The 20,352-nt window shown below is 32.4% G+C and carries 18 protein-coding genes; 4 read left to right on the forward strand and 14 right to left on the reverse strand.

What is annotated here, in order from left to right; all coding sequences use genetic code 11:
- Positions 1-2: 2 nt before the first annotated feature.
- From J8M14_RS13910 to J8M14_RS13925, 4 genes are all read right to left on the reverse strand, one after another.
- Positions 3-1,529, reverse strand: coding sequence for a HAMP domain-containing sensor histidine kinase (locus J8M14_RS13910; protein ID WP_348772848.1), 1,527 nt, complete (start codon positions 1,527-1,529; stop codon positions 3-5).
- A 120-nt stretch (positions 1,530-1,649) separates the two neighbouring features.
- Positions 1,650-2,228 (reverse strand): dephospho-CoA kinase, encoded by a 579-nt coding sequence (gene coaE, locus J8M14_RS13915; RefSeq protein ID WP_211075413.1) that lies wholly within the window; start codon positions 2,226-2,228, stop codon positions 1,650-1,652.
- 1 nt (position 2,229) lies between these two features.
- Positions 2,230-3,189: a YbbR-like domain-containing protein gene (locus tag J8M14_RS13920; protein ID WP_211075414.1), complete on the reverse strand. Its 960-nt coding sequence runs from the start codon at positions 3,187-3,189 to the stop codon at positions 2,230-2,232.
- 5 nt (positions 3,190-3,194) lie between these two features.
- Entirely contained in the window at positions 3,195-4,199 is a 1,005-nt protein-coding gene (locus J8M14_RS13925) for a glycosyltransferase (protein ID WP_211075415.1), read from the reverse strand.
- A 198-nt stretch (positions 4,200-4,397) separates the two neighbouring features.
- On the opposite strand from J8M14_RS13925, the gene J8M14_RS13930 reads away from it, so the two are divergent.
- Genes J8M14_RS13930 through J8M14_RS13945 form a run of 4 tightly spaced genes read left to right on the forward strand, consistent with a single transcriptional unit; the run spans position 4,398 to position 9,147 of the window.
- Complete coding sequence (locus J8M14_RS13930; protein ID WP_211075416.1) at positions 4,398-6,719, forward strand: outer membrane beta-barrel family protein; 2,322 nt, start codon at positions 4,398-4,400, stop codon at positions 6,717-6,719.
- Positions 6,720-6,740: 21 nt separating this feature from the next.
- A complete protein-coding gene (locus tag J8M14_RS13935) occupies positions 6,741-7,433 on the forward strand; it encodes a family 16 glycoside hydrolase (RefSeq protein WP_211075417.1) in 693 nt (230 codons plus the stop codon).
- Between the two features lie 20 nt (positions 7,434-7,453).
- Positions 7,454-8,473 carry a histidine kinase gene (locus tag J8M14_RS13940; protein ID WP_211075418.1) on the forward strand — a complete coding sequence of 340 codons (1,020 nt, stop codon included), beginning with the start codon at positions 7,454-7,456 and terminating at the stop codon, positions 8,471-8,473.
- Positions 8,470-9,147 (forward strand): LytTR family DNA-binding domain-containing protein, encoded by a 678-nt coding sequence (locus J8M14_RS13945; RefSeq protein ID WP_211075419.1) that lies wholly within the window; start codon positions 8,470-8,472, stop codon positions 9,145-9,147. The genes J8M14_RS13940 and J8M14_RS13945 overlap by 4 nt, the downstream gene beginning before the upstream one ends.
- A 52-nt stretch (positions 9,148-9,199) precedes the next feature.
- Here J8M14_RS13945 and J8M14_RS13950 read toward each other — a convergent pair whose 3' ends face one another.
- The 10 genes from J8M14_RS13950 to J8M14_RS13995 form a co-directional block, all read right to left on the reverse strand.
- Positions 9,200-10,018 (reverse strand): SDR family oxidoreductase, encoded by an 819-nt coding sequence (locus J8M14_RS13950; protein WP_211075420.1) that lies wholly within the window; start codon positions 10,016-10,018, stop codon positions 9,200-9,202.
- Positions 10,019-10,096: 78 nt separating this feature from the next.
- A complete protein-coding gene (gene recN / locus J8M14_RS13955) occupies positions 10,097-11,752 on the reverse strand; it encodes a DNA repair protein RecN (RefSeq protein WP_211075421.1) in 1,656 nt (551 codons plus the stop codon).
- 76 nt (positions 11,753-11,828) lie between these two features.
- The gene (locus J8M14_RS13960) at positions 11,829-12,716 is read right to left on the reverse strand and encodes a DUF4835 family protein (protein WP_211075422.1); all 888 of its coding nucleotides are present in this window, start codon (positions 12,714-12,716) and stop codon (positions 11,829-11,831) included.
- Positions 12,709-13,920, reverse strand: coding sequence for a bifunctional phosphopantothenoylcysteine decarboxylase/phosphopantothenate--cysteine ligase CoaBC (gene coaBC, locus J8M14_RS13965; protein WP_211075423.1), 1,212 nt, complete (start codon positions 13,918-13,920; stop codon positions 12,709-12,711). Before coaBC ends, J8M14_RS13960 begins: the two co-directional genes overlap by 8 nt.
- 4 nt (positions 13,921-13,924) lie before the next feature.
- Complete coding sequence (locus J8M14_RS13970) at positions 13,925-14,257, reverse strand: DNA-directed RNA polymerase subunit omega (protein ID WP_211075424.1); 333 nt, start codon at positions 14,255-14,257, stop codon at positions 13,925-13,927.
- 15 nt (positions 14,258-14,272) lie between these two features.
- Positions 14,273-15,064, reverse strand: a complete 792-nt coding sequence (gene bamD, locus J8M14_RS13975) for an outer membrane protein assembly factor BamD (RefSeq protein ID WP_211075425.1) — start codon at positions 15,062-15,064, stop codon at positions 14,273-14,275.
- A gap of 138 nt (positions 15,065-15,202) precedes the next feature.
- On the reverse strand, positions 15,203-16,129 hold the full coding sequence (locus J8M14_RS13980; RefSeq protein WP_211075426.1) for an ion channel: 927 nt from the start codon (positions 16,127-16,129) through the stop codon (positions 15,203-15,205).
- Positions 16,130-16,140: 11 nt separating this feature from the next.
- Complete coding sequence (dapA, locus tag J8M14_RS13985; protein ID WP_211075427.1) at positions 16,141-17,016, reverse strand: 4-hydroxy-tetrahydrodipicolinate synthase; 876 nt, start codon at positions 17,014-17,016, stop codon at positions 16,141-16,143.
- A 1-nt stretch (position 17,017) separates the two neighbouring features.
- Positions 17,018-17,542 carry a hypothetical protein gene (locus tag J8M14_RS13990; RefSeq protein ID WP_247672643.1) on the reverse strand — a complete coding sequence of 175 codons (525 nt, stop codon included), beginning with the start codon at positions 17,540-17,542 and terminating at the stop codon, positions 17,018-17,020.
- Between the two features lie 83 nt (positions 17,543-17,625).
- Positions 17,626-20,352, reverse strand: coding sequence for an AAA domain-containing protein (locus J8M14_RS13995; protein WP_211075428.1), 2,727 nt, complete (start codon positions 20,350-20,352; stop codon positions 17,626-17,628).

A 20,352-nucleotide genomic window follows, 5' to 3' on the forward strand; every position in this document is an offset into this window, starting at 1 on the left:
TTTTAAGATATTAACGGTAATTTAATTATAAATGTGGAGCCTTTTCCCCGTTCGCTCTCCACCCATATCTGACCATGATGATCATCTATGATTCTTTTTACATATGTCAATCCCAATCCGTGTCCTTTTACATTATGTAGATCTCCTGTATGCTCTCTAAAGAATTTTTCGAAAATCTTTTTCTGAGCTATCTTACTCATTCCTACACCTTGATCGCGAATCTTAAGAACGATACTATTTTTTACATTTTCAGTATAAATATCTATTTTAGGTGACCCTTCAGAATATTTTACTGCATTATCTAACATATTCACTACTACATTGGTCATATGACTATCATTAGCCAAAATCATAGATTTCAGAGCTCCTAAATGAGGTTTAATATATCCCTCTCTATTTTCTACAATCAAAGAAACATGCGTTACGGCATCTTCAATAATATCATGTAAATCCTGTCTCTCTTTCTTTATATTTAACTCATTCTTTTCTAGCTGAGAAATCCTAAGCACGTTTTCTACCTGAGCATGCATACGTTTATTCTCTTCTCTGATCATATTCATATAACGCTGCACTTTTTCTGGATCTCCTGATATTTTAGGATTCTTAATTGAATCAAGAGCTAGATTAATCGTTGCAATAGGCGTTTTTAACTCATGAGTCATATTATTTATAAAATCCGTCTTTATCTGCGATATCTGCCGTTGTTGCATCAACTGTGATAAAGCACTGGAATATGCTATAACAATAATTAGAGTAAAAATGATTGATAAAATTGCCATACTCTTAATCGTAGACAAAACATACCTTTTCTTACCCGTAAAATTAACATACAACTGATACTTACTTGCTCCTTCCTCATTTAAAAAGAGAGGAACTGCATATGTTGTAGGATAATCCCAACTAAAATCATCAGAACGTACTCTAGTGGCTAGAGCATTACTATATATAGCATACTCATAGTCAACCTTTATATCTCTTTCTTCCAGTTCTTTTCTGAGCAGGTATTCTATCTCCTTTTTCTGCACCCTCCTATGAATAGGAATCAAACTGGCAATCTCTCCAATTACAATCTCATAATCTTTTCGCTGAAGATCTGTTAGTTCTTTTATTCTATCTAATTTGGTTTTAGATTTTTGGTGACTAACACTATTATTCTCTTCTGCTGAGATATCGGCATTACGATTTAATATGTTTTTTAGTTTTACCGTATCTATATTAAAATTGATAAAAGACGAAAACAGCTTATAGTCTTCTTCTAAAATACCATTAGCATATGCAAAAGTCCTAGCGGTATTATCAATACTAATATTTAAAGATTGTCGTAATGTTTTACTGTCCAGATCATCAATACTATCCAAAATTTCCCTTAACGGAGCATACATTTCTTCAAACTCCCTGTACTGAATTTTATTAGATACAGAAATTAGAATTTGTTTCGCATTATAAGAAAACTGCTCTTCATTGTTCTCTACCGTGTTGTTAATCCAATATCCCTGAACGAAAATAATCCCAATCAATGATAAACTCATTAGGATTATCAGTAACACGAATAACCTTTTATTCATAGGTCAAAAGTAAGACTTTAACATTTAGGGACTTTATGGTTTAACCAAATGTTAACAAAATGAAAGATTAGGATTACAAAGGGCTCAACAGGAAATTTTTCTATGAATTTTTCCTACCTGATTTTCAGTTTCTTCTAAATTATTGTTATGAATTACAAAATCAGCTAACGGAATTTTCTGCATATCATCCCATTGATTTTTGATTCTGGAAAGCACTTCTTCACGTGTAGTATGATCTCTTTTTAGAACTCGATCAATTCTAATTTCCTCGGGAGCCGTAACTAGAATTGTATAATCACAATGTTTATAACCATCATTTTCAAAAAGTATGGCAGCTTCTTTAATTACATATTCTCCTTGTTGAAGACTTACCCAGTTTCTAAAATGTTTTTCAACAGCAGGATGAACAATCGAATTCAACTTCTCTAAAAGAGATTTATCATTAAAAACTTTACTGGCAATATATGCCCGGTTTAATTCCTCTTTACTATATGCTTCTTTTCCTAATAACGCTTTAATCTGTTTCTTTATAGATTCATCATCATTCATCAATTTTTTTGCTTCTTTATCCGCTATGTAAACCGAAACTCCTAACTGCTTAAACATTTTTGCAATTGTAGATTTCCCACTACCAATCCCCCCGGTTAATCCGACTATCACCATATTATTTTAGAATCACATATTGAACTTGTTTTTCCTGAAGACGAACATCATGAATAGATTCTGGAATTTCTATCAATTCTAAGATTAAAAAAGAATTATCTTCTAACGCTTTATTGTAATCCGCAATTACTTTAAAGTTCATTGCCGTAATTTCATTATATCTATCTAAACCTACTCTATACACCACAGTAGCTTCTTTTGGGAAGATAGTAACCTTCTCTCCTTCAGGAACATTTTGTAATGTAATTGGGACTATCTGATTTCCTTCTGTAAACTTACTTACTTGAATACTTGCCTCAATCTCCTTTTTATCAAGACTAACTCTAGATGGCAGTTCTTCTACATCTATCGACAATGTTGTTTTATAATCAGAATTTAACCCTTCCAGTTCCAATAGATCCGTACTTACATATTGAATTGTATCCACTACTTTTTCCGGTCCACTAATTACTATAGAATCAGGCAAAGATACTACTCCTTTATCACTTCCATAACCTGTGGTATATTGAACCTTAGCATTTACCTTAACCGGTACTTTTTTTTCTAAATTGATATCTAACTTAAGTTTTAACGTATCTTTTTGCACGGATAAAACTCTTCCATTAAAATCTAATTCACGTTTTAGAGAAGCTGCTTGCTTATCTACATAAAAATGATATTCATCATCTTTAAACGCAGATGCGTTAGCTACATCAAACTCCAATTCTGGTTTACTCCAATAATGATTCATCAACCTAAAACCATTTCCGTTTAGTATTAATTTTAATGTTTGATCACTATTTTTATTAAGGATTTTATCTTCAGGGAGGTTTTTATACAAAATAGACACCTCTACTTCTTTAGTATAATTCTTAGAAAATTGAGTAAACAACCATAAAAAGGATGTAAAAACCAGAAAGAAGAAGAATGTTTTGACATTACTTCTTTTAAAGGAAAATCTTTTTTTAATTCTACCTGACATATGAATTACTTTGAGAAAAACAACTTCTTAAATTGCTCTTCAGGAACTCGTTTTAGCATATGAATATAATAATAAGATCTTAAGAATCCTTTGCCATAACCATAAAATTGAATAAGAACTGCTATAACTGACTGGATTCCAATAGAAACATTACCATACTTAAAAGTTGCCCCCAATAATATCATAAACAAATACCCCCCTAGAAGTGATATAAAATACCAATAACCAAATCCGGCAGCAATTAATGAAAATACAGTACCCAAGATAAATAATGAGGGAAACCAATATGTAAATTTAGCTGTATCCGGATGCCATTTGTTTAAGATTGGCCTTACTAACCCAAACTTAGTTACCTGTTGATAAAACTTCTTCCATGAGATTCTTCGTTTATGAAAAACGGTAGCATCTGGGATCAGCGCTGTGTCATAATCAAGTTTCCATAATCTGATAGTGAGATCGGGGTCTTCTCCTGGATGAATATCTCCAAAACCTCCAGAAGCTTCAAACGCTTCTCTAGAAAGCCCCATATTAAAACTTCTGGGTTGAAACTTACCCATTGTATTTTTTCGTCCTCTTATCCCTCCGGTTGTAAGATAAGAAGTCATACTAAAACTTATGGCTTTCTGAAGGTTTGAAAAACTTGGATGCGCATCATCGGGCCCTCCGAAACAGTGTACAAAGTTTTTTTCTAAAAAAACATCAACCTTTGATAAATAATTTTCTGGTAAAATTACATCGCTATCAAGAATAATAAAATAATTTCCTTTAGCCTTCTGCATACCATAGTTACGAGAATCCCCAGGACCTGTATTATGTTTTTGATAATAACTGATATGCAATTTATCCTGAAAAGAGGTAATCACCTCTTCTGAGGTTTCTGATGAACCATCCTCTACAATTACAATTTCGTATTCCTTTTTATACTCCATGGCCACCATACTTTGGAGCAATTCTAGAATTTCATTAGGTCTATTATATACCGGTACGATAAAAGAAAAACTAATCTGCATCCGGCAAAGGTAGCTAATACTAATCTTTTATTATTGTTTTTCTGAGTATCTGGTTATCTGCTTTAATTTAAGCATATCTCTACCTCTTTCTATCTTTTTAATCGACCTTCATTTACAGATCAAATACCAACACTAACAGAATAAAATTTCTAATACTAAAAAATCGCATCACATTTGATTGTGTTATACTACATAAAGATGCGAACGACACTTTTTACATTCTATTTTTTTATTGGAATCATCACCGGATTTTCTCAAAAAAACAAAATCTATAAGGGTATTGTAAAAGATCACAATTCACAAGAAACTATCCCGTTTGCTACAGTAGCCATCTATAAAAATGACAAATTAATCGATGGCACTTCTACGAGTGATATTGGACAATTTCAACTAAAAACAAAAAAGGAGATTACCCATTTTAAAATCAGTTTTATAGGAAGAGAAACATCCATTCTAGCCTATTCTGAAATTACTGATCCAAAAAATATCATCATCTTTTTGAAAACTCCTATAAATGAATTGGATGAAGTATTTGTAAAAGCTGAACAGACTACCACACAATTAAAAATCGACAGAAAAATCATCAATCTAGGGGCTGATCTGCAGCAGTCAGGAACAACAGCCTTAGAAGCCTTTGATCAAATATCTGAAATCCAAACCGACTTAGGATCAGGAACCCTTTCTTTACGCGGTAGCGGCAATGTACGTTTATTGATCAATGGTAAGCCCTCTGCTCTAAACGCTACAGAGTTATTAGAACAAATCCCTTCTTCATCTATACAAAAAGTAGAGATTATTACATCACCCTCTGCAAAAAATCAGGCAGATGGTCTTTCAGGAATCATCAATATTATTCTTAAAAAGAACTCTGCTCAAGGATTGAATCTGACTTTAAATACAGGAGTAGGTACAAAACGATACAACTATGGTATCGATGGCAACTATAATTTTTCGCCTATAAACTTTAGATGGAATGCTTCGCAATCGGGAAGAGAAATGGATAGTAAACAAACCATCAATCAACAGTACCTTAATGGAAATACGCGAGATTTTTTTACTCCACATGACTATAATGGCCTAATTAGGACGATAGCTTCTGGAATCGATTTCTTCATCAATGACAAAAACGAGCTTTCTTTTGATTTTAATCACACAAACGATTACCACACTTTTTACAACAACACCTTTTATACCAACGTAACAGGAAGAGAAGATTATATTTATACAAGAAACTCTTCGCACACTCATAAGACCACTAATTTTAACATCAATCACAGAACAAACTTCAACAAACAAGGGCACTATATTGAATTTGATTATAACCTTACTAAAAACAAAAATATCCTTCCAGCTATAGATTTTGAAGATAGGGTTTTACTTTTCAATGAAGAACAAAAGAATAATAATACACTTCATGCATTAGCATTAGACTATACTTTGCCAATTGGAGAAAAAACTCAAATAGAAACAGGATTTTCCTGGAATGGTAGAAAACTCAGAAGCTATAATTATTTTAATCCAATTCAGGAAACAGCAAGCACTGATGTTTTTAACTACAATGAAAACTTATTAGGAATATATGCCTTGGCAAAATTCAATACAGGAAAACTGAGCTGGCAAACAGGATTACGTTATGAACATTTCATTTCTGACTCAGATAATACTCTAAATGGCCAGGCTACTAATCAAAAATTTTCAGATCTGTTCCCTTCGATTCATGCTTCTTATGAGGTTGATGAAACGAATAGTTTGAATATTGGTTATAGTAAAAGAGTTTCTCGCCCTAATTTTCATCATATCAACCCTTTTCAAATGGGAAATCAATTTTTTCAGTGGGTAGCTAACCCAAACCTAAAGCCTGAGTTTAGTGATAATTTTGAAATCAATTATCAATATAACAATAACAAATTTAATGCATCTGTTTCCACATTTTATCGTTATCGCACAGATGTAATCGAATGGTTAAGCGATATCAATGAGGATGGTGTACAGTCCATAAGTTTCGACAATATTGGCAAAAAGCATTCTTATGGTATTGAGACAGATATACGTTACAAAATAACTCAGCATTGGAATGCACAGCTATCAGGTAATTACTACCTCACAAACATCGACCAGGACATTTATCTTACCTGGAATCAATTGTATTCTTCAAGCATTATTCTAAAGAATACTTTTAAAATCAATAAAAATATCAGCACAGATATCACATATCGACATACTCCCAAAGACCAAAGAGCATTTAACTACAGAGAACCTCGAAATCGTTTTGACTGGGCAGTTAGATTAAAATTACTAGACAACAAATTAACGGCTAGTTTTAGAATTATTGATGTTTTTGATAATAATCTAATGTACAGAAATACAATAACACAAGATATAATACAAAACGAGGTTTGGCGCTTCCAATCACAAACCTTTGGAGTATTGTTCAGTGTGAACTATAAACTATTTCAGAATGAAGGAAAAATAAGGAACAGAAAAGAACGAGATTATCAACACAATGGTACCACAGATTAAAGAAAATAAAAATCAAAAAACATGAAGATAAGAATAAACAGTATACTTCTTACTATATCATTTATATTACTTATAAGCTGTAAACAAAGAGCATTACAACAAGAGGAAATTACAGCGCAGGAACTCTCTAAATGGAAAACACTAGATAAAGGTAAAAGCACTGTCAAAAATGATGAATTGATCATTGAAGAAACTAAAGGTTCTAATGGCTATTTTCTAATCAGTCCAAAAACCTATAAAGGAGATTTCATCATCAACTATAAAGTAAAAGCTATGTCAGAGTCCTCGGTATTAATTACTTTATTCTCTGCTTCGCAAAAAAACGATACAGATGAATTAATTCTTCCCGAAAACGATGCGTCTCCAGAAGAGTTCTGGCAATGGCGAAGTAATATGAAACATTATAACCTTACATTTAACAATAAGTCCCACGGATATAAACCATTTTTTTTTAAGAATATGTCTCCTCATTCCAGAGGTTTTTATCAAACTTTACCTGATAACATTACAGAAGTTGGAAAATGGTATGATGTAGAAATTGGAAAAAAAGGAACACATTTATGGTTCAAACTTAATAACAATATTGTTTTTAATGTAGAAGATTGCAATCCGCTTAACGATGGTCACCTTATCTTTAGAATTAGTGGAACTACTGGAGACAAAACAATTTTAGCCAAAGCAGCAATAAAGAACATTGTAATTTCTTATCAATAAAATGTAACTTACTCCTATTAATGGAAAATAGAAATATATATCAAAAATTTGTAAAAGCAGAACCATATTTTCATGTTTTGCTCTGGTGTATGGTGTTATTTTATCCATATATAAAGTATTTAAAAAGAGACGGTGGGTACATGATGTCTTTTACACACGAATTAAATTCTTTACTGTTTAAAATGACTATTTCTTATTTTTTATACCTATGGTTCTTTCCAAAGAAAAATAAAAAGAAATATCTCCTAATTGTTATTCTTGCATATTTTATAAACGCATGTTGTTATGAATATTTTGATCGCTTCTTTCATGAGGGAGATACTCATTTCTGGAAACACTTTGCTGCCAATTCTTTGACTTATGTAAGCTTTGGAGTTGTTTTTTTCACAATCTACTCTTTAAAGAATGTATATAGAAAACAAGTAGAAATTGACAGATTGACACAAGAAAAACAACAAGCTGAAATAAAAGTGCTAAAGGCAAAAGTCAACCCTCATTTCTTATTTAACACATTAAATACGATTTATGCAAATGCACTAAGAAAAGACGATAAAACTCCAGATTTGATATTAAAACTTTCTGATGGGTTTCGATATGTATTACATGAGGGTCAAAAAGAATATGTTATGCTAAACCAGGAATTACAGCATCTCAAAGATTATATCATTTTACAACAAGAAAGATTATCTAACAAAATAGTAGTTAATTTTTCTCAAGATATAGATAACGAAAAACAACAAATATCCCCTCTATTACTCATAGCATTTGTGGAGAACGCCTTTAAGTATTCTAGTATTATAAAAGGTAAAAACCATGTAATTGAAATTAGGGTCCTAGTAAAAAAAAATACACTTTTTTTTCTTTGTGAGAACTCTTTTAAAGAAAGCGCTAAGCAAAATATTGATAAAGAATGGAAAGAAAGCGGTATTGGAATAAAAAATACTAAGAAGCGGTTGGAGCTGCTATATCCAGAAAGGCATCAATTGGAAATTGAAAAAGATAAAGATCGTTTTAAAGTAAAATTGGAAATTCAGCTATGATACATTGTTTAATTTTAGAGGATGAAGCTTCTGCAATTGAGGTATTACAAAATTATGTAGACAAGACCCCCTTTATAGATTGTTTAGGAGCTTATGAAAGTGGTTTGGACATACCTCTGGAACAATTACGGCAAACAGATCTTTTATTTTTGGATATCCAACTACCTGAGCTAAATGGGTTGTCCTTCTTAAAAACATTACATCACCCTCCAAAGGTAATCGTCACCTCCGCCTATCCAGGATATGCTATTGAAGCCTTTGAAGAAGCTGTAACAGATTATTTAGTAAAACCATTTTCTTATGAGCGCTTCTATAAGTCTGTCAGTCGTGTTAGAGGGCAGTTACTTCCTATTGAAAAGAATAAAAACAAACAGCTATTCCTTTATGCCGATAAAACCATCTATAAAACTAATGCTGAAGATATTTTATTTCTAAAAGCAGAAGTAGATTATGTAAAAGTGGTGACAACTGATAAACAGATTCTTATTTTGGATAGTTTACAGAACTGGGAAGAAAAACTATCTAAACTTAATTTTATTCGCACTCATCGTTCTTATATTGTAAATTTGGATAGAGTAGAAAAAATTTCCAGAAATCAGATTTTTATTGAGAATGATGTCATTCCTATAGGAAGAACCTACAAAGAAAGTTTTATAAATACATTAAAAAAGTAAAAACCCCAATCTAAGGATTGAGGCTTAATTTTATATAAAAAGTATATATAGTTTATTCTTCATCTATAAACTTATCCATCACCAATTGGCTAACTCCCATATTAGAAAAACCGCCATCGTGATATAAATTCTGAAGTGTTACTTTTTTAGTTAAGTCAGAAAACAATGTTACTGTATAATCTGCACAATCATCTGCAGTGGCATTACCTAGAGGAGACATTTTATCTGCATACTCTATAAAACCATCAAAACCTTTTACACCTTTACCAGCAGTAGTCGGTGTTGGAGATTGAGAAATCGTATTTACACGCACTTTTTTATCTCTACCAAAGAAATATCCAAAACTGCGAGCAATTGATTCTAAATACGCCTTATTATCAGCCATATCATTATAATCAGGAAATACACGCTGAGCAGCCATATAAGTCAACCCTACAATACTCCCCCAATCATTCATTGCTTCTTTTTTGTATAGTGTCTGCATTGTTTTATGAAAAGAAAGTGCAGATACATCCCATCCTTTTTCACTCCAATCATAATTAAGATCTGTATAATGACGCCCCTTTCTTACGTTTACAGACATCCCAATAGAGTGCAAAACAAAATCTAGTTTACCTCCTAAGATCTCCATTGCTTTTTCTACTAAATTCTCTAAATCTTCTAAAGAAGTCGCATCTGCAGGTATTACCTCAGAATTGGTCTTTTCGGCAAGAGTTTTAATAGCTCCCATACGCATTGCTACCGGAGCATTAGTTAGGACGAAACTTCCTCCTTCTTCAAAAACACGTTCTGCTGTTTTCCAGGCTATTGAACTTTCATCCAACGCCCCAAAGATAATTCCTCTTTTGCCTTTTAATAAATTGTGTGACATTTAACTATAAATTAAAGTATGGTTGTATACGAAGCGGTAAAGATAACAAAACGACCTAAAACGCTACTATATTTTATTTTAATTAAATAACAATGACCTTGCATGCGTCAATGCTGAATCAGAAATATCCTTACCACCAATCATTTCTGCGATTTCTTTTATTCTTTCCTCCTCATTTAATAATTTAAGCTGAGTAACTGTTGCATCGTTAATATCTTCTTTAAAGACTTTATAATGGCTTTGACCATTAGCAGCAATTTGCGGCAAATGTGTAATACTAAAAACCTGCAAATTCTTACTCATATCCATCATCAGATCTGCCATTTTATGGGCTACTTCACCAGAAACCCCTGTATCAATTTCATCAAAAATAATGGTTGGCAACTGTGCATATCTAGACAAAATAGACTTGATCGCTATCATAATTCTGGATAGCTCTCCTCCAGAAGCTACTTTTTTTAACTCACCAAAAGACCCTCCTTTATTCGCCGAAAACAAAAATTCAAGACTTTCTTTTCCATTAGATAAATATTTTTCTTGCAACTCTAAAGAAGCATTAAAAGAAGCATTAGGCATCCCTAAAGCTTTTAGAATATCTTCTAACTCATTCGTTAACTTAGGTAATGCCTTGTTTCTTTTATCATGAATTTTTACCGCGACTTCATCTAACTGAGATTGTATAGTAGTTATTTCTTTTTTCAACTTATCTATATCATCAGAAAGTGATTCTGTCTTAGATACTTTTTCATGAAGCTCATCTTTGATTACTATAAGTTCTTCTATAGTAGAAACAGCATGTTTTACCTGAAGATTATGAATTAATTGCAATCGTTGACTCAATTCTTCCAATTGTTCAGGGTCAGCTTCAAGTTTTTCCATCTCATCCTGCAACGAGGTGTTTACATCATCTAATTCTATGTAGATGCTTTGGATTCGATCAGAAAGTTCTTTTAACGTTCCGGAATACGTTTCTATTTTAGACAAATTAGCCTTGATTGCATTTAATTGATCAGACAAACCTATTTCTTCAGCATTAACCAAAGAAACTGATTGAGACAAATACTCCTGAATCTCCTCGATATTATTTAACTGCTCATATCGTTCTTCTAACTCAGGTAATTCTCCAGGTTTTAACTTTCCTTCTTCTAATTCTTTTAAAAGAAAAGTATTATAATCATATTCTTTATTGAACTCTTCTTGACTCTCAATTAAAACTTTAACTTCTTTTTCTTTCTGCTTAAGTAATCTAAGACCACGTTTATAAGACTCAATTTCGCGATCCGCTCCTGCAAGAGCATCTAATACTTTAAACTGAAAATCACTAGAAGTAACTTCTAAAGTTTGATGCTGACTATGGATATCGATTAATTTTTCTCCCAAACCAGAAAGCGATTGTAAGGTAACAGGAGTATCATTAATGAACGCTCTGGATTTACCTGAAGGCAAAATCTCACGTCTTATGATTGTTTCTTCTTCATAATCCAATTCTTCTTCCTCAAAAAAAGGTTGAAGATCATATTTAGCAATATCAAAAACACCTTCTATAAAACACTTAGCACTACTATCTTTAACACTACTAAGATCTGCTCTTTTACCAAGCAATAATCCCAGAGCTCCAAGTAACAATGACTTACCAGCCCCAGTTTCTCCAGTAATAGTAATCAAACCTGAATCAAATGAGACCTGTAATTGTTCTATTAAAGCAAAGTTTTTTATTGAAAGTCCTCTAAGCAAAGGATAGAAAAATTAGGTTATTTATAAGTAAGTAAAGATACTACAGTTTTAAAAAAAATTGCAAACAAATACTATACTAAAACTTTATTTTTTTCCAGTTTTCTGAATATGTGGGTGCAATTCTATCCAATAAAGCAACCGAATCTGCAATATTAACAGAAGGTCCTCCGGAAAGAATACTTGAGATTTCATCAGCTTTAGCATCAAAAAACACTCTCATCATGTAAGAATTAGGCCTTGTATTATTCATTTGTTTAAGCGGTTCTAAAGCCTCGATAATCATCTCTTTACCTTTTTTAAGATTATTATGCATAATATCTAATCCTTCTCGATGATATCTGTACATAGCTGTTCTATATCCATCATAAGTCCCAGAAAGCAAATCATCATTAAGCTTGAACCTAGTTTGATTACCATCCTGCGCATTCCATCCAAGTGTATTACTCCCTTGAGCATTACCTACAATATTCTTGGCTTCCTGAAAATAACCGGTGCCACTATTAAGCTCAAATGTATCTGCATCTACCCCAAGTATAGTATATAAATAAAATGCAACAACTGATATCAAATTTGACTCAAAATTATTGGGGTTATAATTTAACGGCTGAAACTCTAAATAACTAAAATTAAACTGCTTATCATTAATATTAAAAATCGTTGTATTATAATTAGAACCGTAAACTGGTCTTGATGCCTGAACCTGTAAAGTAGCTGCAAAAGCATCATTAGTAAAACTAGATATATTAATAAAGAAACTACAGTTGATACGCTCCTCTGTTCGATAATCAACTTCAGTCCACTTTGTATTATTTATAAATTCAGTTAAAGAGCGCTCTAGAGTTCTAAAAACTTGTAAATTAGGATTACCCGTTTGCTCAGCATTTACTCCAACTGTAGCATTAAACTCCTGGGCATTAAGATTAAAACCAAGTACAAAAAGTACAAAAAAAAGTAGTTTATGCATTTTTTAGCTGATTAATTTCTTCAAATATATCTACAGCGACTTCCGCTTTAGTTTTAAGTTCAAACGCTTTAATCTCCAATTTATGATTAATCAAACTAACTTTATTGGTTTGCCCCTTAAAACCGGCTCCTTTATCATTAAGTGAATTTAATACAATTAAATCCAAATTCTTTTTCTTTAGTTTATTTTTTGCATTTTCTTCTTCATTTTCAGTCTCTAATGCAAACCCTACTAAGAACTGGTTTTTCTTTTCAGCTCCCATCCATTTCAGGATATCAGTCGTTCTCTCTAATTCTATTGCAAATTCGGCATCGGCTTTCTTGATCTTTTGATTTGATATATTCTTAGGTCTATAATCAGCAACTGCAGCAGACGCAATGGCAATATCACAATCACTATATTCCTTCACCACAGCTTCATACATGGATGCTGCACTAACAACCTTGACTATATTAATTAAACTATGATCAACCTTCAGCGCAGAAGGCCCTAACACCAAAGTCACTTGCGCTCCAAGATTTGCAGCTGCTTTAGCCAATTCAATTCCCATTCTTCCACTAGAATGATTACCAATAAACCGCACAGGGTCTATTGCCTCATAGGTAGGACCAGCGGTTATTAAAACTTTTTGATCTTTTAAAGGGAGTTGATCTAAAATATCTTTCTCTATAAAATCTATAATATGTTCCGGCTCAGCCATTCTACCTTGCCCTATCAAACCACTAGCCAATTCACCTGACTCAGCTGGTATCATGATATTACCAAATTCTTGTAGTTTTTTAAAAGTAGCACCTGTAGAAGGGTGCTGATACATGTCCAAATCCATCGCCGGAGCAAAATATACAGGGCATTTAGCAGAAAGGTACGTTGCCAAAAGTAAATTGTCGCTACTACCTGTTGACATCTTAGACAATGTATTAGCAGTAGCTGGAGCAATAATCATAAAATCTGCCCATAATCCTAACTCTACATGATTATTCCATTCTGCGTTTTCATCTTCTTCATCAAAAAAAGAGGAAAAAACAGGGTTCTTGGATAATGTAGATAATGTAAGCGGAGTTACGAAATCTTTTGCTGCGGGAGTCATTACAACCTTTACTTCAGCACCTGCTTTTATAAACAAACGTACTAAGGATGCAGTTTTATATGCAGCTATACCAGCGGTGATACCAATTAAAATCTTTTTACCGCTTAAAATCGACATAGACTTATAATGATTCTGAGTCTGCCTTAGTGTTTCTGTGGTAAATCTTACCTTCTAACCACTCCTGAACCGCCAAAGCGTGTGGTTTAGGTAGTCTTTCATAAAACTTAGAAACCTCAATCTGTTCTTTGTTTTCAAAAATCTCTTCTAAACTATCATTATAAGTAGCAAACTCATCCAGTTTCTCAAGAAGTTCTTTCTTAATATCTGTATTGATCTGATTAGCTCTTTTAGAAATAATCGAAATTGCTTCGTAAATATTATCTGTAGGCTGATCTACTAAATTTTTATCAATTGTAGTAGTATTTACCGGTGCATTGCTTTTTTTCAAATCCATCTTCTCCTAAGTTTTCTATTTATATTGTTCTAATCTTGATTTTATATCCTCAGCTATTTCATCAGCTTTCTGAGTATATTCTCCTGACTTGTAATATTTCTTATAGTTATTGTAGTATGTCTGAGCTGTATTAAGTCGATCTTCTACCAAGCTCTCATAACTACCAATCGCCAGTAAATACTCAGATTCTAACTTGTAATATAGTACTTTTTCTCTGAATGGCGAACCTGGATAATCCACTAAATAATTATCAAAACTAGATATTGCAACTTTATAATTCTCTCTATGGTGATAGAGTTTAGCAATTTCGTACGCCTTTCTTTCTTTCTTCTCTCTTAATTCTGCAACCAACTTATTGGCTTCTGACAAATTTTCACTTTCAGGATATGCATCTATATATTCCTGAAGTTTCTCTATAGCTTTAGTAGTTTCTGTTTGATCTAAACTATATCTTGGTGATAGCTCATAATAACTCTTAGCACTTTTATAAAAAGCCTCTTCTCTCTTTTCGCTTTTAGGGTAAGATTTTGCAAATCTCTCGAATTGGTATCCTGCTAAGTAAAAATCCTCTAATTGATAATACGTATCAGCATAATAATACATCACTCGTTCAGCCTGAGGTTTACCCCTATATTGTGGCACTATCTGCTCAAAAAGGCGTAATGCTTTTTTGTACTTGCCTGCTTTGTACAACTTTTCTGCCAACTTATATTTAGGACCTACTTCTTCTCCTTTAAATACCGTCTGATATTCACTACAAGACCCTAAGGCTAACAAAATAATAAGTAAATACAATAATCTCTTCATAGCTTAAAAAACATCTGGCAAAAATAGATATTTCTACCGTATTACAAAAACTTTAATTCATCTATTAAATAACCCCAAATATAAAGGCTTGTTGCAAAAAATAATATATATCGAATTCATTAGAAAATCTTACACAATTTATTTGGGCGAATTAGCAGTAGTTTCATCCAAAAGGTTATGATCCAAAATAGTATAACCGTTATCATCGTAGTAAAATGCAGGAACAAATCTATGATCTTGTTTTAGGTTATTAAGAACATACGAATGAGCCTGATGTACCTCTTGTGCAAATGACTCATCATAATAACTTACCATTATTAAAATCTCTCCGTTTAATTCTGGCAATTCTTTAACATTAAACTCTTTCAAGGGACTAGACTCATTAATAGCATGTACAATCGTCCAGGTGGTAGGCAAATATGTAATTGAATTCCGTTCCAGTTTAAGGTTATAAAAGCTATTTGTATATTTTCCTTCATCATTTTTTTGGGACAAAGCTAATGTTGCTTCGATCTTAGGGTGTATCATTACATTTTTGCTTCTACTCATTAATCTGAACATTATACAATCTTCATCATTATGCTTACGCAAAACCACACTACTACTAAATCTAATATTAGCTCTAGGTTTAGAGAACCTTCCATAAAGCAAACCCGTAATAAATGAAAAACTAAGTAGACCTATGAGTGCTTCAAAAGATGAAATAATACCGAACAACAATCCTTTTGGCGCCATTGCGCCATAACCGACTGTAGTTATAGTTTGGGCTGAAAAGAAAAATGCATTTAAAAAGTCCTCAAAAATATTACCTGAGGGCTCTACTATTTCAGAAATGCCCAAAACAGTATAAATCAGTGCAAAAAACGAATTGACAATAACATACCCCAAGACCACCCAGAAAAAAAACCTGATCCAGCTAATACTAATCAAGTAATCATAATTCCCGGTCCAAGAGTTACTTCTATTAACATGTTTAACATTAAAAGACCCATCAGGATTAATAAATCGCTTCGCATGTTTTTTTGAAGATCTTCCTATTCCCGGATCTTTAATCTTTTTAGCCATTTTTGTAGACCTTATTTCTTTTTAATAAAATCTTTAATCTTTTTAGCCAATTCATCTGAAACAGGCACTAGAGGCAAGCGAAGATTATCATTACAGATACCTTTCGCTTTTAAAACATTCTTAATCCCAGCAGGATTACCTTCCGCAAAAGCATAATCCATTACTGGTAATAATTTATATAGGATTTGAAACGCTTTACTCGTTTCTCCAGCTAACCCTAGTCGTATCATTTCTGAAAATTCTTTAGGAAAACCTTGTCCTACCACACTAATCACACCATCTCCTCCAGCAGCTACAGCCGGTAAAGCCAGCGCATCGTCTCCTGAAATCACAAGAAAATCCTTAGGTCGGTCTTTTAAAACCTTTAGCACTTGTGTAAAATCTCCAACAGCTTCTTTTATTCCAACTATGTTATCTAATTGTGCTAAACGAAGCGTTGTCTCAGCAGTCATATTTGTTCCGGTCCGAGAAGGAACATTATATAACAATACCGGAAGAGGAGTATTATCATTTATTGCTTTATAATGTTGATAAACTCCTTCTTGATTAGGTCTGTTATACATAGGAACTACTGAAAGTATAGCATCAAAATCTGATAAATTTGTATCCTTAATCTCCTGAAGGATTGCAGCTGTATTATTTCCTCCTATACCAATAACTAATGGAAGTCTTTTATCATTTACCTGTACAATATGTTGTATTAAACTTTTCTTCTCTTCTTTGGATAGTGTAACGGATTCCGCAGTTGTTCCTAAGGCTACTAAATATTCTACACCCCCTCCTACACAAAAATCAACCAACTTTGTAACTCCATCGTAATCTATTGAACCATCACTATTAAAAGGTGTTGCCAATGCCACACCAGTTCCTCTGAGAAAACCACTCATATTATATAATCTGTAAAATTTTTAAATATTTCTTTAATTCTGCAATAAACAGGTTGGTATCATTAGTTGTAGATCCTATAATCAGATCGTTGATCCGATTATCAACTTCAGCAAAACCGACCTTTAGCTTAGCTTTAGATGCAACAGCTACGTAATTGAGTTCTAATTTATCTTCATCATAAAAATTAATCAAAACATCAAAATCTTCATTTATAAATTCATTTAAAGAACCACTCTTAACCGCGCCATTCATACCAAAACTTTTATCATTATAATAGGCAGCATCCTTATCATCCTCTAGTTCTTTTTGATCTTCCTTATACCCCACTACCTTAAGTTTATCAGACTTAACCCCAAGTTCATTGGCAAGCTTTACCACCGACAAAATATTAATTGCTTTAGAAGCATCAAGAAGAACAGCAAGAGTTTTAAGGGTAGTAACATCCTTTTGTTCAGTGCTTCTTTTTTTTAGATGGGATTCAATGCTTTTTTTTAGCGCGTTTCTTTTAAGACCTTTTAAAATCATTCATAAAAAAGATTAAGTCACAAATGTAGCTATTTTAGGTTTTAAAATCATCTCATCACTCGCAAGAATGACAGAAAATAGAATTAACCTAATTTCTTTATAATATCTGATAATTTTTCTTTTATTTTTTCGTCAAAATACCAAGTCATATAACTTAGTGGAATCACCTGGATACCAACCCTATACAAAACCTTATATCGTTCTATCGAAAACGAAGGCTGAAAATCACCAGGATAACCTATCAAATCAATTCCTAAATATTTACCATCTTTCTCAATTAAAATATCTATCACTAGCCCCGAAAGTTGATAACCAATATGATAATTTATACCTAAATGCTTAGCATCCAAAAATACACGTACTTCTCTAACAAATTCATCTAAATATGAATCCTCTTTTCGAACGACTTGCTTATTAATCATAGATCGTTCTATATAATCCCGAAGCAAAGAATCGAATTTCAATTCTTTTATCGATACAGACAAAAATACTTCTTGAATATTTCTTGCTCGTGTAATCATTACATTAAAAACGTCTGAACGGTTTAAATAGTTTAGAGCACTATGATGAGAATCATTATCAACAGCCATAGAGATTAGAATAATATCTCTTTCATCTCCCTGAAAAGAATACGGAGTTCCTAATCGTATATTATGTTTATGTAACTGTTTTAGAGTAATTTCTTTTCTTATTGCTTTACCAATATAAGTAACTTGATCCTTAAAAGGGGAAATTATTCCAATTGATGTTGCTTGTTTTTTTTGCACATTATCTTCTTGAAAGATCAACTTTTTTACAAGTTTTATTATAGATACAGCCTCCACTTCATTAACCCCTTTACTATTTCGTTTCCCTTTTAGTTCACGAATGAAAACAGATTTTTGAGTTTTATATTTAGGCAAATCATTCATTATCAATAACGACTCATCATAAAATTTTTCATTACTAAACTTAATGATATCAGGTAAAGACCTATAATGTTCATTCAGAAGATTCAATTGAGCAGAAGACTGAATACCTTCTAAAACAAAATCAAGAAGGCTTTTACTTCGGTAGTTAATTTTTTCACTCCAGGGAATGTTATATTTCTTACTGATGCTAAACATTTGTTGCTTAGACAAAAAACTCATATGTCTTAACTGCTTAGGATCTCCGGTAATAACCATTTTCTTAGCTCTTTGCATTAAAGGTAAAACACCAGCCATATCACATTGAGTAGATTCGTCTATGATCAAAAGGTCAAACATTTCCTTTTTTAAAGGAAGTACCTCAGCCGCTTTATCAATTTTTACTAGCCAAATAGGTAAAGCTCCCAGAATGACCTTAAAATTTATGGAATTTAGTTCTTCAGATTTTAATGAAAGGTCATCGTTTCTTAATGAATTCACTAACCCCTGAAGTTCCTGTCTATTGAAATTTAATCGATTCTGCACATTTCCTAGTAACTGCCCCATCAATTTTCGGTTAGATTCTTTAATACTTTCTCTAAGACAAGACATGTATTCATCTATCAACTTCCATTCTTGTTGCTGCCATAATTTAAACAGCTTTAACCAATGTATTTTTATATTTCTAATAATTCCTGGTTCTTCAAGAATTGTTTCGGTAAGTTCAATACTTTTAGAATCAATTTTAGAGAATTCTGATTCAATTTTTTTTAATCTCTTTTGAAGTTCCCCTAAATAAGACCAATCCTTATTAATTTCATTTCTATAAGGCAGCTGATTAAACCTAAATAAAAACTTCTCTAAACTAGCTATTAATGACAGTTTATATCTAGCTCCTCCTGCCTTCATCCTATATCTTCCTACAGAAAAAGACTCTAATTTATTAGAGATCACCTGCAATGCCTCGTCTGTTCTTGTCGCAATCAAAACACTTTTCCCTTGACTTATATAATCCATCGCAATTGCTGCTACCATATATGACTTACCTGTTCCCGGAGGACCAATAATTACTGACTTAACCCTTTCGTTAGCTGCTTTAATACTATTTTCTTGAGCCGTATTCAGTATAAAAGGTTTTATCTTAGGAATATATTTTTTAGTTCTTATACGATTAGAATCGCCTAAATATGATTGAATAGCTGAGGAATAATCTGTAATACCCGTCAACTGCTCTAATTCATTTACAACATTCTGCACATTGGTTGCTTTACTTGACACCATTGCTCCGGATGCTGGTAACAATTGAAATTGGTCAAACTTTTCTTCGTTAACCGAATTAAAATATCTCTTAACTGTTTTTGGTGGAATTAACTTTGGAAACATATGTACCTCTTCAGAAAAAGTAACATTAGACATATGTTTATCAAACAATCTTTGCAACTCTGCAATGAATGGATAATCTATTATTTCTCTACTTAATAATTCATTGAATTCTTCCTGAAAACTCTCAAAAGATGAATTAAAATCTAATGTTCTTAGAAATCCATAATTAACTTGTCGTTCTTCAAGATAAATCTCAATAAAATAGTCTTCATCTACTTGAATAATTTTTGAAGGATAGAAAAAGATGGGAGCACAAATACGACTTGTTCTTTTGTTGAACAATCTTCGTTTACCTAATAAAAATAGTGAACAATAAAATAGTTGCTTATCTCTTTTATATAACTGAAGGTTTTTAGAAACAATCTCTCCAACATCATCTGGGATATATTGCTGTTTATACTTTCCATTAATAAGTTCCTCATCCAAATCCTGAAGGAATTGATTCTCAAATTTAGCTGAGAAAAAATTATCTATACTAAACTCCCTATTGTCAGCCTTGTAACAATCAGAAAAATATTTAACAAGTGATGTGATATCCAA

The sequence above is a fragment of the Aquimarina sp. MMG016 genome, from assembly GCF_018100805.1.
In the GTDB taxonomy this organism is placed as follows: domain Bacteria; phylum Bacteroidota; class Bacteroidia; order Flavobacteriales; family Flavobacteriaceae; genus Aquimarina.